Below are 18,605 nucleotides of genomic sequence, written 5' to 3'. Positions count from 1 at the left end.
CGCACTCGAGCATCCATGCATCCTTCTCCCACCCAGAACCGCCTCCCGCTCTCCGTCTACGGCCTGCTCGCATTGTGCCGCGCGGGCTTCGAAAAGGAAGTGGCCACCGAACTGGAAGCCTTTTGTGCCGAGATCGGCATGAGCGGTTTCGTGCGGGCCCAGCCCGGCCAGGCCTTCGTGACCTTCGAAAGCCATGAGGCGGTCGACTTCGCGGAGCTCGCAGAGCATTGCGACTGGCGCACGCTGATCTTCGCCCGCCAGTTGCTGCCATGGTTCGCCCGCGTCGACAACCTGCCCGAACGTGACCGGGCGACGCCGATCGTCGCCGCGGCGCGTGAAGCCGGCCAGCGCTTTGCGAGCCTGATGCTGGAGACGCCGGACACGGACGAGGCGAAGCAGCAGTCCGGCTTCTGCCGCCGCTTCACGGCGCCGCTTCAACGCGAACTGGAAAAGGCCGGCGCCTTCCGCGAAGGTGCGAAGGGGCTGCCGGAACTGCATGTGCTTTTCGGCGACGCGTCGACCGCATGGTTGTGCGCGTCCCTGCCCGGCCGCGCGGCGCTATGGCCAATGGGCATTCCGCGCCTGCGCATGCTGCGCGAGGCCGGCAGCCGCTCGACGCTGAAGCTCGCCGAGGCGATCTTCACGCTGCTCACGGAGGAAGAGCGCAACGCCGGATTGCGTGCGGGGCTGCGCGCGGTGGATCTCGGCGCGGCACCGGGCGGCTGGACCTGGCAGCTCGCCCACCGCGGGCTGCGCGTGACATCGATCGACAACGGCCCGATGGCTCCCTCCGTGATGGCGACAGGCCTCGTCGAGCACGTCCGTGCCGATGGCTTTACCTGGCGTCCGCAACGTCCCGTCGAGTGGATGGTGTGCGACATGGTCGAGCAGCCGACGCGGATTGCGGCGCTCGTCGCGGACTGGATCGCCACCGGGCGCTGCCGCCGGACGATCTTCAACCTCAAGCTACCGATGAAGAAGCGCCTCGACGCCGTCGAACAGTGCCGCGCGATCATCACCAAGCGCCTCGTGAACGAAGGGCCCTTCGTGCTGCGCCTCAAGCACCTGTATCACGACCGCGAGGAAATCACCGGCTATCTCGCGCTGCGCAAATCCGCTTGACTTTGTCCCGGGGACGTTCAAGTCCCTGCAGGCCCGGGGGCCAAGCATGTATAATGCTGATTTTCAAGCACCCGGCCTGCCGGTTGGCGCGAGCCGTTCCGGAACCCTGACGTTCCGGCCATCGTTCATCCAATCGCCTCTCCTGGCGTCGCGCAGCACGCGGCGGGCCTCCATGGAAGATAGGCGCCTATGAGTTTCGCCGACCTCGGGTTGATTCCCGAGTTGCTACGCGCGGTAGCCGACACCGGTTATACGACCCCCACTCCGATCCAGCAGCAGGCCATCCCCGTCGTGCTGGCCGGGCGCGACATCATGGGCGGTGCGCAGACCGGTACCGGCAAGACCGCAGGCTTCACGCTGCCGCTGCTGAACCGCCTCGCCCGCCACGCCAGCGCCTCCACGAGCCCTGCCCGCCATCCGGTGCGTGCGTTGATCCTCGCGCCGACACGTGAGCTCGCGATGCAGGTGTTCGAATCGGTGAAGACCTACAGCAAGTACGTGCCGCTGCGCACGACCTGCATCTATGGCGGCGTCGACATGAAGCCGCAGATCCAGGAGCTGCGCAACGGCGTCGAGATCGTCGTCGCGACACCGGGACGGCTCCTCGACCACGTGCAGCAGAAGACCATCGTCCTGAACCAGGTCGAGATGCTGGTGCTGGACGAAGCCGATCGCATGCTGGACATGGGCTTCATCCCGGACATCCGCCGCATCCTCGACCTGCTGCCGGCGAGCCGCCAGAGCCTGCTGTTCTCGGCGACCTTCTCGGACGAGATCAAGAAGCTCGCCGACCAGATGCTGAAGGAGCCGCAGCTGATCGAGGTCGCGCGGCGCAATACGGTGTCGGAGACGATCACCCACGTCGTGCACCCGGTCTCGGCGGGCCTCAAGCGCAACCTGCTGGTGCATCTGCTGCGCCACGAGCCTGACACCCAGGCGCTGGTGTTCGTCGCGACCAAGCTCGCCTGCGGCCGTCTCGCGCACTTCCTTGAGCGCCATGACATTGCCGCCGATGCGATCCATGGCGACAAGGGGCAGTCGCAGCGCACCGAGGCGCTGGAAGCCTTCAAGTCCGGCAAACTGCGCGTGCTCGTCGCGACCGACGTCGCGGCGCGCGGGCTGGACATCGACGACCTGCCCTCGGTGATCAACTTCGAGCTGCCACATACCGCCGAAGACTACGTGCACCGCATCGGGCGCACCGGCCGCGCCGGTCGCAAGGGTCGCGCGGTGTCGCTGGTGAGCAGCGAGGAAAAGCACCTGCTGGCCGACATCGAAAAGCTCATCAAGCTGCAGATTCCGCAGGAAGACGTCGCCGGATTCGACCCGGAGCCGGATTTCCACGAAAGCGGTAGCCGTGGCAAGCACGGTCGCAAGGGCAGCCATGCGGAGACCGAACCGGCGCGCGAGAATGGGCGCGGACCGCGCACGGGATCGCCGGCCAAGGGCGGAGACTCCGCACGTCGCAAGAAATCGACGATCGCGGCCGACGGATTCGATTTCAGCAAGCCATATCAACCGACAGGCGCCGCCGGCAGCCTCGACAGCGCCTCCGCGGACCATCTGTCGCCGCTGCCCAAGCGCAATGCGCGCCCGATCCCCTTCCTGCTCGGCGGACTGGGACGAAAATAAGTTCTCGCGGAATTAGCGGGGGCAAACCCCGCCTTTTCCGGCAAAGGCGCGCTGGCGCGTTCAAGTATTCTGGGCTCACGCCGATAACTCGCACGAATACCTGGAATGAGCGCCCAGATGAACGCAGCCCGTCCCCCGCAGGGCAATGAAAACCCCGAAGAGCCCTTCATCCCGGATTTTTCCGAGGGTGCGGAGACCGGGCTCTACCTTGCCCTGTTCGAACTGCTCGACGAAGGCCTGATCATCACGGGCGACGAGATCGTCCTCGAAGCGAACAGCGCCGCCTGCCGGCTGCTCGAGCGCGACTACCGGCAGATCGCCGGCAAGCCGCTGTGCGATCTCTTCCCGTCCGAACGCGACTTCCTCGATGCCCGCGCCCGGCTCTTCATCCAGGGCGAGATGCGCGGCAGCCTGCGCGTCGCGCTGCCGGGCGAGCGGCACCGCGACCTGCGCTTCGTCGCCGCGGCACGCATCCGTCCCGGCATCCACGCGCTGATCCTCAGCCCGGACATCATCGCGGAAGCGTACGCGAACGCCCCCTTCACCGACGAGCCGCCCGCCGACACGGTGTGGCCGCGGCTTGCCGCAGCGGTCGAGCAGCCCGTGATCGTGATCGACGAAAACGAACGCATCGCCGCCACCAACGCCGCCGCGCTCGAAGCCCTGGGCCTCAAGCGCGGAAGCATCGTCGGCCACGCTTTGAACGCGTGCATGGAGGTCGAATGGCCGGGCGTCAACGCCTCGCCCGTGGCGTGCCTGCAGGTGCCGGGTCGCGCGGAGGCGATACACGCACGCGTGCTGCCGGGCCCCAAGCCCGACTGGCGTCTGCTGATTCTGCCGCCGGCGGATCAGCCGAAGATCGCATCAACTGGGGACTCGGCGTCGGCGCCCATTTCTCCCGAGACGGGGGACGATGCAATCGAGCGCGTCTTCGCCGACAGTCCACTCCCGACGCTGCTATGCGAAGGGCCGGAACTCGGCATCTTCGCTGCCAATGCCGCCGCCGCGCGCGTGTACGGTTACTCGCGGACAGCGCTATGCGGAATGCGGATCGGCGACCTGCGGGTGCAACCGGAAGACGGCCGCAATCCGACTGAATCCGGTATCTGGCAGCATCGGCGCAAGGATGGCAGTGTCTTCGACGTCGACATCCTCGCCTACCCGATCGAATCGAAATCCCATCCCGGCGCGGCCGTCGTCATGCACGACCTGCCTGACGCACCGCTGCTCGCGTTCGAAACGCGGCTGCGGCAGGCGGTCGACCTCAAGCAGCTGGAAGTCCATTTCCAGCCGCTGATCGACGCCCGGGACAATTCCGTGCGCGGCGGCGAGGCGCTGCTGCGCTGGCATCACCCGGAACTCGGTCTGATTCCCTTCCAGCGCTTCGCCGGCGTCGCGCGCGATGCCGGCCAACTCACGCGGATGGGGGACTGGATCCTGCAGACCGCCTGCACCGAAGCCGCGACATGGAACGGCGCCGGACAGGGCGTGCGAGTGACGGTCAATATCGCGCTGGAGCAGATCACGCACGGCGACCTCGCCGCTCGCGTGCGCCACGCGCTGGCCGCCTCCGGCTTGCCGGCCCGGCTGCTGGAGCTGGACCTCGACGAGCGGGTGTTCTGCGACGACAGCGCGCGCGTCGTCACGACGGTTGCCGCCATCGCGGAGATGGGCGTGCAACTCGCGATCGACGATTTCGGTCGCGGCCTCGCGTCGATTCCCCGTCTCAAGCGCTACCCGGTGCGTGCGCTGAAGCTCGACCCGCAGCTCGTGCGCGAGGTCGGCATCCGCGACGACAGCGATGCGATCGTCGAGGCAATTTCGAGCATGGCTGGCATCCTTGGACTCGATGTGCTCGCGCGCGGCGTCGAAACGGACGCACAGCAGGCCTTCCTCTCCGCGCTCGGCTGCCACCTGCAGCAGGGGCCGCTGTTCGGCCGACCGATGACTGCCGAGGCCTTCCGGGCCTACCTCGCTACTAAGTAGGCATGCTCAATACGCGAGCAGCGTGCGGCAGGTTTCCGTGCGACCAGTGACACGGCTGAAACGGGCGAGCTGTTCCTTCACGAAGTCGTCCGACACCCGGTCGTCGGCGCAATAGTCGCGTAACTGCATCGCGTAGGCCATGTTCTGCATGTCGCGCACGGTGCTCGAGATCGCGGGGTAGCGGTAGCCGGCGGTATCGCGGAAGGGGGGGCGCTTCGGGGCTGCAGCGCCCTTTTCCGTCCCTTTGCCACCGGGGGTGGGCGCAGTCTCGGCTGGATTGCCGGCGGCGGACGGTGCAGGCTGAGCCCACGCGCTGGCGACGACCAGCAGCGTAAGACAGGCAAGCATTCCGACGGGAATCACGCGGGGCGGCATCTTGTTCAAAGTCCTCCAAGGGCCATTATGCCCTTATCGGCACGTGCCGCCCGCGTCTTGAATGCGGGTGTCGGGCGCCGCATGTGCGGCCCCGACACCCGCCGGAACATCAGACCTCCAGCGCCTTCACGTGCGTGATGACTTCGCCGATGATCTGCTGCGCGCTGCCGTACAGCATGCGGCAGTTGTCCTTGAAGAAGAGCGCGTTCTCGATGCCCGAGTAGCCCGCGCCCTGGCCGCGTTTGACGACGATGACGTTGTGCGCCATGTCGACGTTGAGGATCGGCATGCCGTAGATCGGGCTCGACTTGTCGGTACGCGCGACCGGGTTCACGACGTCGTTCGCGCCGATCACGAGGGCAACGTCCACTTGCGGGAAGTCGGAGTTGATCTCTTCCATGTCGAAGATCTTGTCATAGGGCACGCCGGCTTCCGCCAGCAGCACGTTCATGTGCCCCGGCATGCGGCCCGCGACCGGGTGGATCGCGAACACGACCTCGACGCCGCCCTCTTCCAGCAGCTGCGCCATCTCCCACACCTTGTGCTGCGCCCCGGCGACCGCCATGCCATAACCCGGCACGATGACGACCTTCGAGGCGTAGCGCATCACGGAGGCCGCATCGAGCGCCGACAGTTCCTTCATCGTGCCCTCGATCGCCTCGCCGCCGCCGGCTGCCGCGCCGGTGATCGGCGTGAAGATGACGTTCCGGATCGGGCGGTTCATCGCCTTCGCCATCAGCTGCGTGAGCAGCGTGCCGGACGCGCCGACGACGATGCCCGCGACGATCAGCGCCGGATTGCCGAGCACGTAGCCTTCAAAGCCGACCGCGAGACCGGTGAAGGCGTTCAGCAGCGAGATCACCACCGGCATGTCGGCACCGCCGATCGGGCTGGTGAGGATCGCGCCGAGCGCGAGCGCGACGAGGAAGAACAGGATGACAAGCGCCGACGGCGGCGTACCGGCGAAGATGATCGCCAGCCCCAGCACCACGGCGAGACCGGCGAGGCCGATGTTCACCATGTTCTGCTGCGGCAGCCGCCACGCTTTGGTCATGATGCCCTGCAGCTTCGCGAAGGCGATGCACGAACCGGAGAAGGCGACCGAGCCGATCAACGCACCGAGCACCGCGAGCGCGCTCGCGACCACCCCGTGGTTTGCCCCGCGAGCGAACTCGAGCGCCGCAATCGCCGCCGCCGCACCGCCACCCATGCCGTTGTAGATGGCGACCATCTGCGGCATGTCGGTCATCTTGACGACCTTACCCGACCACCACGCGATCGCCCCGCCGAGCGCGATGGCCGTGATCATCAGGCCATAGTTTTGCATGCCGGGCGTGTAGAACGTGACGAGGGTCGCCGCGATCATCGCGTAGCCGGCCCAAACGATGCCCTTGCGCGCGGTGACCGGCGAGCTCATCGCCTTCAGGCCGAGGATGAACACGACGGCCACGCCGAAGTACGCCAACTGGATCAGTCCGCTCATTGCGCACCTCCAGTCTTGGACTTGAACATCGCGAGCATGCGCTCGGTGACGACGTAGCCGCCCGCCGCGTTGGCCGCGCCGAGGAACACCGCGACGAAGCCGATCGCGAGCTGCACCGGATCGGCCGGATCGGCCTCGCCGAGCACCACCATCGCACCCACCAGGACGACGCCGTGCACGAAGTTCGAGCCCGACATCAGCGGCGTATGCAGAATCACCGGCACGCGCGAGATCACCTCGTAACCGGTGAACGCGGCCAGCATGAAGATATAGATTGCACCAAAGCCTTCCACGTTTGCGTCCTCCGTCACAGTCCCAGAACCTGCCTGACGGCCGCATGCCGCAGCTCGCCCGCATGGGTGAGGCAGCAGCCGGCCATCACTTCGTCTTCCCAGTCGAGCGCAAGCGCACCTTCCTTGATGAAGGGGGACAGGAAGTTGAAGAGGTTCTTGGCGTACATTTCGGACGCATGCACCGGCATGCGGCTGGCGATATGGGTCGGGCCGATGACGAGGACGTCGTTGATCCAGGTCTTCTCGCCCGCGACGGTGCCCTCGACGTTGCCACCCGATTCGGCGGCCATGTCGACGACGACCGCACCCGGCTTCATCCGCGCAATCATGTCGGCGGTGATGATCTTCGGGGCCTTCTTGCCCGGGATCGCGGCGGTGGTAATCAGCGCGTCGCATCCGGCGACCGCCTTCGCGAGGCGCTCGGCCTGCTTCGCCTTTTCCTCGTCGGTGAGCTCGCGCGCATAGCCGCCGGTACCGGCCGCCGAGACGCCCGTGTCGACGAACTTCGCCCCCAGCGACTCGATCTGCTCACGCGTCTCGGGACGCACGTCGTAGGCCTCGACCATCGCGCCGATCCGGCGCGCGGTAGCGATTGCCTGCAAGCCCGCGACGCCTGCACCGATGACGAGCACCTTGGCCGGACGGATCGTGCCCGCGGCGTAGGTCAGCATCGGGAAGAACTTCGGGCTGTGGTCGGCGGCGATCAGCGCGCACTCATAGCCCGCGACAGCGGCCTGGCTTGACAGCACATCCATGCTCTGCGAGCGGGTGATCCGCGGCAGGAGCTCCAGTGCAAACGAAGTGATCTGCTTGTCCATCAGCTGCTTCGCGCGGTCGGCATCCGACCACGGCTGCAGCATGCCGAGCAGCACGCTGCCCGGCTTCATCGTTGCGATCAGTTCTGCCGACGGCGGCTGCACGCACAGCACGACATCGGCCGTGCTGCATACTTCGGCAGCGTTCGGCACGAACTTCACATCCGCAAACATCTCGTCGCGCAAATGCGCGGGCTGACCTGCGCCAGCCTGCATCATCATCTGCGCGCCAAGGCCCAGGTACTTCTTGACCACATCCGGCACGACCGAGAGGCGTCGTTCTCCGGGAATGGACTCAGCAGGCACTCCGATTAACAGAGGCATTGGCCGTTCTCCCTGACAGGTAAATTGACATGAACCATCACGCAAAACCGGCCTTTCGAAAGTGGGAACCCAGGTCAACTGCGCAGCGGCAGGCAACCGGAACTCACGTCCGACTCTCCCCCGGTTCCACGTCTGACGAGCAGGTGTGAACGCCATCACCCCGCGCATCGGTCTTTGTAATTTCTTGTTGTACACCGTGCGGTGCAACAAGGGCGCCTCACGGATAATACTGATACCCAGACCAAGCGCAACCCTGTAAAGGCAGGAATATCCCAATTAGTAGCAATTTCCGGTAAGCGAAAATGACAAATACCGGTAGGACCCCAAAGCCCCGCAAGGCCCACTCGCTGACGCCGGCAAAGGCGGGCATGCCCCCCGGATCGCTCGTGCACGTCGGCACGGTGAAGACCGACAAACCGCAGATTTCGCTGATCGCGTTCGACACGGACGGAATCGAGGAAAAGCGCTTCGCGAGCATCGAGGAGTCGCGCGCCTACACGCCGGGCCGCAACCGGGTATGGCTCAATGTGCATGGCCTGCAGGACGCGGAAATCCTCGGCGAGATCGGGCGACGCTTCGGGCTGCACCCGCTGGTGCTGGAAGACGTGCTCAACACCCACCAGCGACCGAAGATCGAGGACTACGACGACTACCTGTACTGCGTGATGAGAGTGTTCGCCTACGACCCGCAAACGCACACGCTCGGCTCGGACCAGTTGAGCATCGTGCTCGGCGAGAATTTCGTGCTGTCCTTCCAGGAGCGACCGACGGGTACTTTCGAGCCGATCCGCGAACGCCTGCGCGCACCGCAGGCGCCCATCCTCAAGCACGGCGTCGACTACCTCGCCTACGCGCTGCTCGATGCCGTGATTGACCAGTATTTCGTCGTGGTCGACCATTTGGGCGACGACGCCGAACGACTGGAAGACGACGCACTCAGCCGTCCCACACCGCAACTGCTGCAGACCATCCACCAGGTCAAGCACGACACCCAGATGCTACGACGTGCGATCTGGCCGCTACGCGAAGTGCTCAACGGGCTGATCCGCGGCGACACCCGGTTTTTCAGCGACGAGACGCGCCTGTACTTGAGGGACATCTACGATCACACCATCCACGTGATCGAAACGCTGGACGCCGTGCGCGAACTGCTGAGCGACCTGATGGACATCTACCTGTCGGCGGTGAGTAACCGGCTGAACGTCGAGGTACGCATCCTGACCGTACTGACGACGCTGTTCCTGCCCGCGACGCTGATCAGCGGCATCTTCGGCATGAACTTCGATGTGATGCCACTGTTGCGGGACCCCGTCGGCTTCTACATTGCCTTGGCGATGATGGGGTTCGTCGCGGCAGCGATGGCGGCGCTCTTCTGGCGCCGGAACTGGCTAAGGCTGTGACGTCAGCGAGGCGGCGTCGACGATCTTGATCAGCGCCAGCGAGATGTTGTCGCCGTAGCCGCCGGCACGCTGGCGGGCGCGATCGACCAGGACTTCGGCGGCTTCGCGCGCCCGTCTCGTGGCGACCGCCGCTCCGATTTCGGCATCCGACAGGTGCCCCCACAGGCCGTCCGAGCACAGCAGGAAACTGTCGCCGGCCTGAGGCTTCACCGGCTCGCTGATCACGACCTCGGGCGCCTTTTCACCGCCGAGGCAGGAAAGCAGGACGTTGCGCTGAGGGTGCACGCGCGCTCCGGCTTCGTTGAGGCGCCCCCGGCGCAGCAGCTCGCCGACGAGCGAATGGTCGGCGCTGCGGCTCACCAGCTCGGCGCCACGGAAGTGGTACAGGCGCGAATCACCACAGTGGGCCCAGCGCACGTGTCCCGGCTGCAGCACGAGGACCACGGCAGTGCTGTGGGGCTCCTTCTCGCTGGTGAGGCGGGTCAGACGGATGATGAGGTGGGCGTCGTTGACGATCTCCGCGAGCAGGTCGTTCGGGGATTCGTTCTGCGGCGCGTAGGACTCGAAATTCTGGCGAGCCTTGAGGAGCACCTGTTCCGCGGCGATGGCGCCGCCGGTGTGCCCGCCCATCCCGTCCGCCAGCACCGCGATCATCGTCCCGCGCTGGCGAGGGTGGGCGAAAACACCCACCCGGTCCTGCTGCTCGTGCCGGTCCCCAATATGGCTTGCAACGCAGGTTTCGACGGTAATAGGCATATTCCACGACACGAATCTTTCACGCAGATGTTAGCGCCGTTGCTACCGCTTTTGGGGGATCTATCGTCGCTGCTAGTCTGACGCTCGTGACATCATTCACAAGACCAATCATTGAAATTCGACGTGGAGAGGACACATGTATTCGGGACCGGGATTCAACGAGCTGCAGGTGGGCGAACGCTTCGAAAACGGCATGACGCTGACCGAAACTCACATCGTCATGGGGGCTAGGCTCTTCGGCGATGTCAACCCGCTGCATGCCAACCGGCGCTTCGCCTCCGAACCGGACGCCCACTGAAGAGGCAGTGCGCGGCACAGGCGACGCGCACTGCCGTGAGGACTCAGACCGGCAGGCCGTGAAGCCGCTCGTCGATCAATTCGACCCAGTGACGGACGGGGGTCGCGGTGCCGCCCTGCAGATGCGTCATGCAGCCGATGTTGGCCGATGCGATCAAGCCTGCCCCGCCCTCGCCGAGCGCCGCGAGCTTGTTCGCACGCAACTGCTTTGACAGCTCAGGCTGCAGGATCGAATAGGTGCCGGCCGAGCCGCAGCACAGATGCCCGTCACGCACCGGCGTCAGCTCGAAGCCCGCGGCGGTCAGCAGCTTTTCGACGACGCCGCGGATCTTCTGCCCGTGCTGCAGCGTGCACGGGGACTGGAAGGCGACCTTCGCCCCCGCACTCCCCTGCCCTCCGAGCTTGGCTTCGAGCAGCGGTGCGAGTCTGTCGCCCTCCGCCGCGACGATCTCGCTGACGTCCTTCGTCAGCGCCGCGACGCGCGCCGCTTTCTCCGCGTAGGCCGGATCCTGCGCCAACAGATGATCGTAATCCTTGACCTGCACGCCGCAGCCCGATGCGGTCATCACGATCGCTTCGATCTCGCCGCGCTCGATCGCCGGCCACCACGCGTCGATATTGCGCCGCGCATCGGTCCGGCCGCCTTCCTGGTCGTTGAGGTGGAAACGCACGGCGCCGCAACATCCGGCCCCCGCCGGTTCGACCAGCGAAATCCCGATCGCATCGAGCACCCGGGCGGTCGCGGTGTTGATCGACGGCGCCATCGCCGGCTGCGCGCAGCCCGCGAGCGCGATCATGCGGCGCGCGTGACGCGGCGCGGGCCATTGTCCGGCCGGGCGCAGCTCCGGCACCTTTTCCTGCAGCGAGCTCGGCAGCAGACCGCGCACGGCGCGCCCCGCCTGCATCGCGACGCCGAAGAGGCCGGCACGCGGAACGAATTCCCGCAGCGCCCAGCGCTTGACGCGTTCGCCGCCCTGGCGCGGCACGCGCTGCTCGACGATGTTGCGACCGATGTCGGCGAGGCGGCTGTAATGCACGCCGGACGGACAGGTCGACTCGCAGGAGCGGCAGGTCAGACAGCGGTCCAGATGCAGCCGCGTCTTCTCGGTGACGTCGTGACCTTCAAGCAGTTGCTTGATGAGGTAGATGCGTCCGCGCGGCCCGTCGAGCTCGTCGCCGAGCAGCTGATAGGTCGGACAGGTCGCGGTGCAGAATCCGCAATGCACGCAGTTGCGGAGAATCGCCTCGGCTTCACGCCCTTCCGGCGTGTCCTTGATGAAATCGGCTAGCTGGGTTTGCATGTCAGATTCCGTTGTAGAAGCGGCCGGGGTTGAAAATGCCGGCCGGATCGAAGGCTTGTTTGAGACGGCAGTGGATCGCCCGCAACGGCGCCGACAGCGGATGGAACACGTCGCCCGCGCGGTCGAAGCCGCGGAAGGCGGTCGCATGGCCGCCCAGTGCGGCGGCGCGCTCGCGAATCGCGTCGGCCGGCAGCGAAGAACGCAGCCAGCGCAGCGCACCGCCCCATTCGATCAGCTGCTGGCCCGAAAGCTTCACCGGCGCCGCGGAGCTCGGCAGCGACAGGCGCCACAGCACCTCGCCGGCCTCCGGAGCGAAGAAGCCGTCCTGCTGTTCGCGGATCGCCTGCCAGAATGCGGCCCCCGCCACGTCGTCCAGCACCTCGCCGCCGAGTCGCTGCTTCGCTGCGCGGACCGCCGCTTCGGCACCGGACAAGCGCAGGTGCAGCACGCCATCGCGCCACGTGGACCCCGAAATCGGTAGCGGCTGGCCGCCCCAATCGTTGAGGCGGTTCAACGCGTCCTGTTCCTCGATTTCGAAGCGCAGCGTCACCTCGGCGACCGGGCGCGGCAGCACTTTTAGCGAGACCTCCGTGATCAGTCCGAGCGTACCGAGACTCCCCGCGATTGCCCGCGACACGTCGTAGCCGGCGACGTTTTTCATTACCTGACCGCCGAAGGACAGCGCTTCACCGCGCCCGTCGATGATCTTCACGCCGAGCACGAAGTCACGCACCCCGCCCGCCGCCAGCCGGCGCGGACCGGCAAGTCCCGCCGCAACGCAGCCCCCTACCGTCGCGCCGGCCCCGAAATGCGGCGGCTCGAAGGCGAGCATCTGGCCGTTCGTCGCCAGCAGCGCTTCCAGTTCCGCCAGCGGCGTGCCGGCACGGACCGTCACCACCAGTTCGGTCGGCTCATAGTTCACGACGCCCGTATGGCCAAGCGTGTCGAACAATTCACCCACGGGGATGCGACCGTAAAAGTCCTTGGTGCCGCCGCCCCGAATCTGCAGCGCGGTTCCCGCCGCCGCTGCGGCGCGCACCCGCTCGCACCACTGTTCCGTCAAATCGCTCATTCTTTCTCCGTCCTGCTGCGCGCCTTGGGCGCCCTGAAATCGTCGGCCTGCCCCTTGCTCCGTCGCTGATGGCGCTCGGCAATCGTTCGCAGTGCGAGCCACGAGCCGATCAGCGACAACACGGGTACGACCACGAGAAGAAACTGGATCCAGCCCCGGTCCATCAGAAGCGCGGGATATCCGGATACGGGATGTGGTTCGCGTTCACGCGCTCGCGCCCGTATTCGGCGCAGCGGTTCAGCGTCGGAATCGCCTTGCCCGGGTTGAGCAAGCCAGCCGGATCGAACGCCGCTTTCACGCGGAAGAACATCGAAAGTTCGGGGCGCGAGAACTGGCTGCACATCTGGTTGATCTTCTCGATCCCGACCCCGTGCTCCCCGGTGATCGTGCCGCCCAACGCGACCGATAGTTCGAGGATCTCCGCACCGAAGGCCTCGGCACGCTCTAGCTCGCCCGGCTGGTTCGCATCGAACAGGATCAGCGGGTGGAGATTGCCGTCGCCCGCGTGAAAGACGTTGATGCAGCGCAGGCCGAACTTGCCTTCCATTGCCTGGATCGCCTCCAGCATCTCGCCGAGGCGCTTCCGCGGGATTGTGCCGTCCATGCAATAGTAGTCCGGCGAGATGCGGCCCGCCGCAGGGAACGCCGCCTTGCGGCCGGCCCAGAACTTCATGCGCTCGGCCTCGTCGCGCGAGACGCGGATCTCGGTCGCGCCGCTGCGCTCAAGCACCGCCCTCACGCGCGCGATTTCCTCCTCGACCTCCTCGGGCGTGCCGTCGGACTCGCACAGCAGGATCGCCTTCGCATCGAGCGGATAGCCGGCGTGGACGAACTGCTCCACCGCGGCCGTAGCGGGCTGGTCCATCATCTCCAGGCCCGCCGGGATGATGCCGGCAGCAATGATTTCCGCCACCGCCTCGCCGGCCTTGATCACATCGTCGAAGGCCGCCAGCACGCACTGCGCGAGCAGCGGCTTCGGCGTCAGCTTCACGGTGACCTCGGTCACGACCACCAACATGCCTTCGGAACCCGTCACGAGCGCCAGCAGGTCGTAGCCCGGCGCATCCAGCGCGTGATTGCCGATCTCGACGATCTCGCCGTCGATCGTCAAGCCGCGCACGCGAAGCACGTTGTGCACCGTGAGGCCGTACTTCAGGCAATGCACGCCGCCCGAGTTCTCGGCGACGTTGCCGCCGATCGTGCAGGCGATCTGCGAGGACGGATCGGGCGCGTAGTACAGGCCGTGGGGCGAAGCCGCCTCCGAAATCGCGAGGTTGCGCACGCCGGGCTGCACGACCGCGGTGCGCGCATGCGGGTCGAGATGCAGGATGCGGTTGAAGCGCGCGAGCGACAGCACGACGCCGAATTCATGCGGCAGCGCACCACCCGAAAGCCCGGTGCCCGCGCCGCGCGCGACGACCGGCACGCCCATCTCGCTGCATACGCGCAGCACCGCGACCACCTGCTCCTCGGTCGTCGGCAGCGCCACGACCAGCGGCAGCTTGCGATAGACGCTCAGCCCGTCGCACTCGTAAGGACGCAGATCCTCCGCGTCATACATCAGCGAGCCGACCGGCAGCACGCGCGCCAGCGCCTCGACCAGCCGGGCCTTGTCGACGGAGGAGAAATCCGTCTCTTCGGCGCCCGGCGTCACCGCCTCGGAAACCATGTTCATCCTTGCTTTTCCTCCGCCACATCCACATCCGGCGCATACGCCGTCATCGGTCCCGCTGCTGCCACCCAGCAACGCGCATTCAGCCCAAGGCGCTTCGCGGCCCCCTCCAGATGCGCCGCCGCTGCCGCGCGTGCCGCTGCCGTATCCCCGGCTGCGATCGCCGCAAAAATCCGTTCGTGCTCGATCTGCGCCTCGCGCGCCCGGCCCGTGCGATGCCCTTCGGCATCCCAGGTCGGCGCGCGCGATTCGGAAAACTGCTGTCCCATGAAGACCTGGAAACGCTCGATCTGCGGATTGCGCGTCGCACTCGCGACCGCCACATGGAAGGCGTCGTCCTCGGCCACCGCATCCGCGCCGGACACCAGCGCCGCCGCCATGTGTTCCAGCGCCCGCTGCATCTTCCTCAGATCGCTCGCCGTACGCCGCCGCGCCGCCAGCTCGGCGGCGCCCGTCTCGACCAGATAGCGCAATTCGAAGATGTCCGAGACCTCGCGCAGCGACGGATCGACGGCCGGCGAGGACGCGCGCACCAGGCGGAACGTTGCCTGCCCGGGCCGCGCCGCGACGTAGGCGCCCGAGCCCTGGCGGGTCGTCACGCAGCCGTCGGCCTTGAGACGGGAAATCGCCTCGCGGATCACGGCCCGGCTGACACCGAAGCGCTCGCACAACACCTTCTCGGTGGGCAGCTGCGTGCCGCTTGGCAACTTCTGTTCATTGATCCATGCTTCGAGTTGGCGCGTCACTTCGTCGCTCAGGCGCGGCGCGCGTTCCCGTTTTTCAGTCAATGCCATGGCTGGATCCTTTGGGTGTCACGAAGCAAAGTTGTCTGACAACTCCATCGTAGCCCCCCCGGAACCGCTTGTCAGCATAGGGAATACCCTCGCTGGGGATTTTTTTTCGACGCGACCCGCAAGACGCGCCTAAGCGCTGATTTTCTTGACGATTCTGGCGCCGGTGCTGTAAAGTGGGCGATTCTTCGCAACAAAACCATCAATTGGAGCAACACCATGTACGCGGTGATAAAAACCGGCGGCAAGCAGTATCGCGTCGCAGCCGGCGAAAAGATCAAGGTAGAACAGATACCGGCAGACGTGGGCTCCGAAATCACCATCGACCAGGTTCTCATGGTCGGCGAGGGCGAGTCGGTCAAGATCGGCACCCCGGTGGTTTCCGGCGCCGCTGTCAAGGCAACCGTGGTTTCCCACGGCCGTCACGACAAGGTCAAGATTTTCAAGATGCGCCGCCGTAAGCACTACCAGAAGCACCAAGGCCATCGCCAGAACTACACCGAGCTTCGCATCGAAGCGATCTCGGCCTAATTTGCCAAGGAGGTAATTCGTCATGGCACACAAAAAAGCTGGCGGTAGTTCCCGTAACGGCCGCGACTCAGAATCGAAACGACTTGGCGTCAAGCGCTACGGCGGCCAGTTCGTGCTCGCCGGCAACATCATCGTTCGCCAGCGCGGCACCGAATACCACCCGGGCGAAAACGTCGGCATCGGCAAGGACCACACGCTGTTCGCGCTGAAGGACGGCGTCGTCCAATTCACCGTGAAGGGCGCCCAGCGTCGCCGCACCGTCGTGATCGTACCCGAAGCCGCCTGATTTCCGGCGTCGAGGTTCGAAAAGCCCTATCCTTGCGGTAGGGCTTTTTTGTTTTTGCACAGGTTTGCCACGGGCACCCCAAACATGAAGTTCATTGACGAAGCGCGTATCGAGGTGATGGCCGGCGACGGCGGCAACGGCTCGGCGTCGTTCCGGCGCGAAAAGTTCGTGCCACGCGGCGGCCCCAACGGCGGCGACGGCGGACGCGGCGGCAGCATCTTTGCGCAGGCCGACCGCAACCTGAACACGCTGATCGACTACCGCTACACCCGAATGCACCGCGCCGACCGCGGCGAGAACGGCGGCACAAACGACTGCTACGGCAAGGGCGGCGAAGACATCGTCCTGCGCATGCCCGTCGGCACCGTCATTTCCGACTTCGAAACGGGCGAATTCGTCGCCGACCTGGATGTCGACGGCAAGCGCGTCATGATCGCGCGTGGCGGCAAGGGTGGGCTCGGCAACCTGCATTTCAAGTCGAGCGTCAATCGCGCGCCCCGCAAGCGCACCATGGGCGAGCCGGGCGAACGCCGCATGTTCAAGCTCGAACTGAAGGTACTCGCCGACGTCGGCCTGCTCGGCATGCCGAACGCGGGCAAATCGACCTTCATCCGCGCCGTCTCCGCTGCGCGGCCGAAAGTCGCCGACTACCCGTTCACGACGCTCGCGCCGAACCTCGGTGTCGTGCGCACCGACGAGAACCGCAGCTTCGTGATCGCCGACATTCCCGGACTGATCGAGGGTGCCGCAGAAGGCCACGGCCTGGGCCACCGCTTCCTGCGCCACCTGCAGCGCACGCGCGTGCTCTTGCACCTGGTCGACCTCGCCCCCTTCGACCCCGAAGCCGATCCGGTCCATGACGCCAAGGCCATCGTCGAGGAATTGCGCAAGTACGACGAATCGCTGTACCGCAAGCCGCGCTGGCTCGCGCTCAACAAGCTCGACCTGATTCCGGACGACGAGCGGGCCGAGCGCGTCGCGGCCTTCTTGGAAGCCTACGGCCCGGTCGAGCGCCACTTCGAAATCTCAGCGCTGACCGGCGACGGCACCAAGGGCCTCGTCTTCGCGCTGCAGGATTTCCTCGACGCCGATCGCGCCCAGGCAGAAATCGAACGTGCTGCGCTTGCGGCCGAGGAAGCCCGTCTCGCCGCGGAAGCCGACGCGCGCGCCGAAGCCGCTTACAAGGCCCGCCTGGAAGCCGCCCTCGCCGAGGACGACGACGTCGAAGACGGCGAAGACGAGCCGACCGCCCAATCCTGAGCAACTCCACGGCCTTGCGCCGTTCCCCTTCCCCGATAGCCCACGCTTGCCGTCCCAGATCATGAGAAACAAGATCCGCAACGCACGCCGCCTGGTGGTCAAGGTCGGCAGCGCCCTCGTCACCAACAACGGTGCCGGCCTGGACAAGGCGGCAATGGCCGACTGGGCGCGGCAGATCGCCGTGATGCGCGAGTCGGGCAAGCAGGTGGTACTCGTCTCCTCGGGCGCGATCGCCGCCGGCATCCAGCGCCTCGGATGGGCCAAACGCCCGCACGAGATGCACAAGCTGCAGGCAGCCGCGGCGGTCGGGCAGATGGGCCTCGTCGAAGCCTACGAGGAAGCCTTCTCGCGCCACGGGCTGCATACCGCGCAGATTCTGCTCACGCACGACGACCTGTCGGACCGCAAGCGTTATCTCAATGCCCGCTCGACGCTGACCACGCTGCTCGAACTCGGGGTCGTGCCGATCATCAACGAGAACGACACGATCGTCACCGACGAGATCAAGTTCGGCGACAACGACACGCTCGGCGCGCTCGTCGCGAACCTGATCGAAGCCGAGGCACTGATCATCCTGACCGACCAGAAGGGCCTCTTCACCGCGGATCCGCGTCGGGATCCGAGCGCGACGCTGGTCTCGGAAGGCCGTGCCGAAGATCGCACCTACGAGGCGATGGCGGGCGGGGCCGGGACCGGCATCAGCAAGGGCGGGATGATCACCAAGATCCGTGCGGCCCAACGCGCGGCTCGCAGCGGCGCCCACACCTGCATCGCGAGCGGCCACGAGGCCGACGCCATCGTCCGCCTCGGCCAGGGCGAATCGCTCGGCACCCTGCTCTACGCGACCAGCTCTCCGCTGCAGGCGCGCAAGCAGTGGCTCGCCGACCATCTGCAGCTCGCGGGCGACCTCGTCATCGACGATGGTGCGGTCACGGCCCTGCGCAGCGGCCGCAGCCTGCTCCCGGTCGGAGTGATCGAAGTGCGCGGAGACTTCGAACGCGGCTCCGCCGTCGCCTGCCGCACGACGGCTGGCGACGAGATCGGACGCGGGCTCGTCAACTACAGCAGCACCGAATGCCGCCGTGTGGCGCGCAAGCCCAGCGCCGAAATCGAGAAGCTCCTCGGCTACATCGACGAACCGGAACTGATCCATCGCGATAACATGGTGTTACGATAGGCGGCAGCCGGGCTGTGCCCGGTCTACGTCTA

Annotated in this window: 19 protein-coding genes; 9 read left to right on the top strand and 10 right to left on the bottom strand. The window is 66.2% G+C overall.

Annotated features, from left to right (window positions below; genetic code table 11):
* Positions 1-15 precede the first annotated feature (15 nt).
* The 3 genes from rlmM to AZKH_RS05545 all read left to right on the top strand — a co-directional run bounded on the left by rlmM (position 16) and on the right by AZKH_RS05545 (position 4,740).
* Entirely contained in the window at positions 16-1,122 is a 1,107-nt protein-coding gene (gene rlmM, locus AZKH_RS05555; protein WP_015434761.1) for a 23S rRNA (cytidine(2498)-2'-O)-methyltransferase RlmM, read from the top strand.
* Positions 1,123-1,311: 189 nt separating this feature from the next.
* On the top strand, positions 1,312-2,754 hold the full coding sequence (locus AZKH_RS05550; protein WP_015434760.1) for a DEAD/DEAH box helicase: 1,443 nt from the start codon (positions 1,312-1,314) through the stop codon (positions 2,752-2,754).
* 105 nt (positions 2,755-2,859) lie between these two features.
* Positions 2,860-4,740, top strand: coding sequence for an EAL domain-containing protein (locus tag AZKH_RS05545; RefSeq protein WP_015434759.1), 1,881 nt, complete (start codon positions 2,860-2,862; stop codon positions 4,738-4,740).
* A 6-nt stretch (positions 4,741-4,746) separates the two neighbouring features.
* On the opposite strand, the gene AZKH_RS05540 is transcribed toward AZKH_RS05545, so the two are convergent.
* From AZKH_RS05540 to AZKH_RS05525, 4 genes are all read right to left on the bottom strand, one after another.
* Entirely contained in the window at positions 4,747-5,115 is a 369-nt protein-coding gene (locus tag AZKH_RS05540) for a hypothetical protein (protein ID WP_041656940.1), read from the bottom strand.
* 109 nt (positions 5,116-5,224) lie between these two features.
* The gene (locus AZKH_RS05535) at positions 5,225-6,598 is read right to left on the bottom strand and encodes an NAD(P)(+) transhydrogenase (Re/Si-specific) subunit beta (protein WP_015434757.1); all 1,374 of its coding nucleotides are present in this window, start codon (positions 6,596-6,598) and stop codon (positions 5,225-5,227) included.
* A complete protein-coding gene (locus AZKH_RS05530) occupies positions 6,595-6,891 on the bottom strand; it encodes an NAD(P) transhydrogenase subunit alpha (RefSeq protein WP_041655954.1) in 297 nt (98 codons plus the stop codon). The genes AZKH_RS05535 and AZKH_RS05530 overlap by 4 nt, the downstream gene beginning before the upstream one ends.
* A 14-nt stretch (positions 6,892-6,905) precedes the next feature.
* Positions 6,906-8,030 carry an NAD(P) transhydrogenase subunit alpha gene (locus AZKH_RS05525; protein ID WP_015434755.1) on the bottom strand — a complete coding sequence of 375 codons (1,125 nt, stop codon included), beginning with the start codon at positions 8,028-8,030 and terminating at the stop codon, positions 6,906-6,908.
* Between the two features lie 368 nt (positions 8,031-8,398).
* Between AZKH_RS05525 and corA the strand changes: the two genes are divergently transcribed.
* Complete coding sequence (gene corA, locus AZKH_RS05520; RefSeq protein WP_231874470.1) at positions 8,399-9,430, top strand: magnesium/cobalt transporter CorA; 1,032 nt, start codon at positions 8,399-8,401, stop codon at positions 9,428-9,430.
* On the opposite strand, the gene AZKH_RS05515 is transcribed toward corA, so the two are convergent.
* Positions 9,419-10,186, bottom strand: a complete 768-nt coding sequence (locus tag AZKH_RS05515) for a PP2C family serine/threonine-protein phosphatase (RefSeq protein ID WP_041655953.1) — start codon at positions 10,184-10,186, stop codon at positions 9,419-9,421. The two genes, corA and AZKH_RS05515, sit on opposite strands and share 12 nt — an antisense overlap.
* A 136-nt stretch (positions 10,187-10,322) precedes the next feature.
* On the opposite strand from AZKH_RS05515, the gene AZKH_RS27160 reads away from it, so the two are divergent.
* Positions 10,323-10,484 (top strand): MaoC/PaaZ C-terminal domain-containing protein, encoded by a 162-nt coding sequence (locus AZKH_RS27160; RefSeq protein ID WP_015434752.1) that lies wholly within the window; start codon positions 10,323-10,325, stop codon positions 10,482-10,484.
* A gap of 43 nt (positions 10,485-10,527) precedes the next feature.
* Here the strand turns inward: AZKH_RS27160 and glcF are convergent, their stop codons facing one another.
* The 5 genes from glcF to AZKH_RS05495 are packed head-to-tail and all read right to left on the bottom strand — an operon-like array spanning position 10,528 to position 15,322.
* Positions 10,528-11,784, bottom strand: a complete 1,257-nt coding sequence (gene glcF / locus AZKH_RS05510; RefSeq protein ID WP_015434751.1) for a glycolate oxidase subunit GlcF — start codon at positions 11,782-11,784, stop codon at positions 10,528-10,530.
* A 1-nt stretch (position 11,785) separates the two neighbouring features.
* Complete coding sequence (glcE, locus tag AZKH_RS05505; RefSeq protein ID WP_015434750.1) at positions 11,786-12,856, bottom strand: glycolate oxidase subunit GlcE; 1,071 nt, start codon at positions 12,854-12,856, stop codon at positions 11,786-11,788.
* The gene (locus AZKH_RS27440) at positions 12,853-13,020 is read right to left on the bottom strand and encodes a hypothetical protein (protein ID WP_015434749.1); all 168 of its coding nucleotides are present in this window, start codon (positions 13,018-13,020) and stop codon (positions 12,853-12,855) included. Before AZKH_RS27440 ends, glcE begins: the two co-directional genes overlap by 4 nt.
* Positions 13,020-14,531, bottom strand: coding sequence for an FAD-linked oxidase C-terminal domain-containing protein (locus AZKH_RS05500; RefSeq protein ID WP_015434748.1), 1,512 nt, complete (start codon positions 14,529-14,531; stop codon positions 13,020-13,022). The genes AZKH_RS27440 and AZKH_RS05500 overlap by 1 nt, the downstream gene beginning before the upstream one ends.
* The gene (locus tag AZKH_RS05495; protein ID WP_015434747.1) at positions 14,528-15,322 is read right to left on the bottom strand and encodes a FadR/GntR family transcriptional regulator; all 795 of its coding nucleotides are present in this window, start codon (positions 15,320-15,322) and stop codon (positions 14,528-14,530) included. Before AZKH_RS05495 ends, AZKH_RS05500 begins: the two co-directional genes overlap by 4 nt.
* A gap of 216 nt (positions 15,323-15,538) precedes the next feature.
* Between AZKH_RS05495 and rplU the strand changes: the two genes are divergently transcribed.
* The 4 genes from rplU (at position 15,539) to proB (ending at position 18,573) form a co-directional block, all read left to right on the top strand.
* Positions 15,539-15,850: a 50S ribosomal protein L21 gene (gene rplU, locus AZKH_RS05490; RefSeq protein WP_011766892.1), complete on the top strand. Its 312-nt coding sequence runs from the start codon at positions 15,539-15,541 to the stop codon at positions 15,848-15,850.
* A gap of 22 nt (positions 15,851-15,872) precedes the next feature.
* Positions 15,873-16,136: a 50S ribosomal protein L27 gene (gene rpmA, locus AZKH_RS05485; RefSeq protein WP_015434746.1), complete on the top strand. Its 264-nt coding sequence runs from the start codon at positions 15,873-15,875 to the stop codon at positions 16,134-16,136.
* 84 nt (positions 16,137-16,220) lie between these two features.
* Positions 16,221-17,396, top strand: coding sequence for an Obg family GTPase CgtA (cgtA, locus tag AZKH_RS05480; protein WP_015434745.1), 1,176 nt, complete (start codon positions 16,221-16,223; stop codon positions 17,394-17,396).
* A gap of 61 nt (positions 17,397-17,457) precedes the next feature.
* On the top strand, positions 17,458-18,573 hold the full coding sequence (gene proB / locus AZKH_RS05475; RefSeq protein WP_015434744.1) for a glutamate 5-kinase: 1,116 nt from the start codon (positions 17,458-17,460) through the stop codon (positions 18,571-18,573).
* Positions 18,574-18,605: the final 32 nt, after the last annotated feature.

The sequence above is a fragment of the Azoarcus sp. KH32C genome (assembly GCF_000349945.1).
In the GTDB taxonomy this organism is placed as follows: domain Bacteria; phylum Pseudomonadota; class Gammaproteobacteria; order Burkholderiales; family Rhodocyclaceae; genus Aromatoleum.
The sequence above is the reverse complement of the archived record's forward strand: the minus strand, read 5'-3'. Positions and strand labels throughout refer to the sequence as shown.

Coding starts and splice junctions, on each gene's coding strand:
- rlmM (WP_015434761.1), top strand. CDS start 16: ATGCATCCTTCTCCCACCCAGAACCGCCTCCCGCTCTCCGTCTACGGC.
- AZKH_RS05550 (WP_015434760.1), top strand. CDS start 1,312: ATGAGTTTCGCCGACCTCGGGTTGATTCCCGAGTTGCTACGCGCGGTA.
- AZKH_RS05545 (WP_015434759.1), top strand. CDS start 2,860: ATGAGCGCCCAGATGAACGCAGCCCGTCCCCCGCAGGGCAATGAAAAC.
- AZKH_RS05540 (WP_041656940.1), bottom strand. CDS start 5,115: ATGCCGCCCCGCGTGATTCCCGTCGGAATGCTTGCCTGTCTTACGCTG.
- AZKH_RS05535 (WP_015434757.1), bottom strand. CDS start 6,598: ATGAGCGGACTGATCCAGTTGGCGTACTTCGGCGTGGCCGTCGTGTTC.
- AZKH_RS05525 (WP_015434755.1), bottom strand. CDS start 8,030: ATGCCTCTGTTAATCGGAGTGCCTGCTGAGTCCATTCCCGGAGAACGA.
- corA (WP_231874470.1), top strand. CDS start 8,399: ATGCCCCCCGGATCGCTCGTGCACGTCGGCACGGTGAAGACCGACAAA.
- AZKH_RS05515 (WP_041655953.1), bottom strand. CDS start 10,186: ATGCCTATTACCGTCGAAACCTGCGTTGCAAGCCATATTGGGGACCGG.
- AZKH_RS27160 (WP_015434752.1), top strand. CDS start 10,323: ATGTATTCGGGACCGGGATTCAACGAGCTGCAGGTGGGCGAACGCTTC.
- glcF (WP_015434751.1), bottom strand. CDS start 11,784: ATGCAAACCCAGCTAGCCGATTTCATCAAGGACACGCCGGAAGGGCGT.
- glcE (WP_015434750.1), bottom strand. CDS start 12,856: ATGAGCGATTTGACGGAACAGTGGTGCGAGCGGGTGCGCGCCGCAGCG.
- AZKH_RS27440 (WP_015434749.1), bottom strand. CDS start 13,020: ATGGACCGGGGCTGGATCCAGTTTCTTCTCGTGGTCGTACCCGTGTTG.
- AZKH_RS05500 (WP_015434748.1), bottom strand. CDS start 14,531: ATGAACATGGTTTCCGAGGCGGTGACGCCGGGCGCCGAAGAGACGGAT.
- AZKH_RS05495 (WP_015434747.1), bottom strand. CDS start 15,322: ATGGCATTGACTGAAAAACGGGAACGCGCGCCGCGCCTGAGCGACGAA.
- rplU (WP_011766892.1), top strand. CDS start 15,539: ATGTACGCGGTGATAAAAACCGGCGGCAAGCAGTATCGCGTCGCAGCC.
- rpmA (WP_015434746.1), top strand. CDS start 15,873: ATGGCACACAAAAAAGCTGGCGGTAGTTCCCGTAACGGCCGCGACTCA.
- cgtA (WP_015434745.1), top strand. CDS start 16,221: ATGAAGTTCATTGACGAAGCGCGTATCGAGGTGATGGCCGGCGACGGC.
- proB (WP_015434744.1), top strand. CDS start 17,458: ATGAGAAACAAGATCCGCAACGCACGCCGCCTGGTGGTCAAGGTCGGC.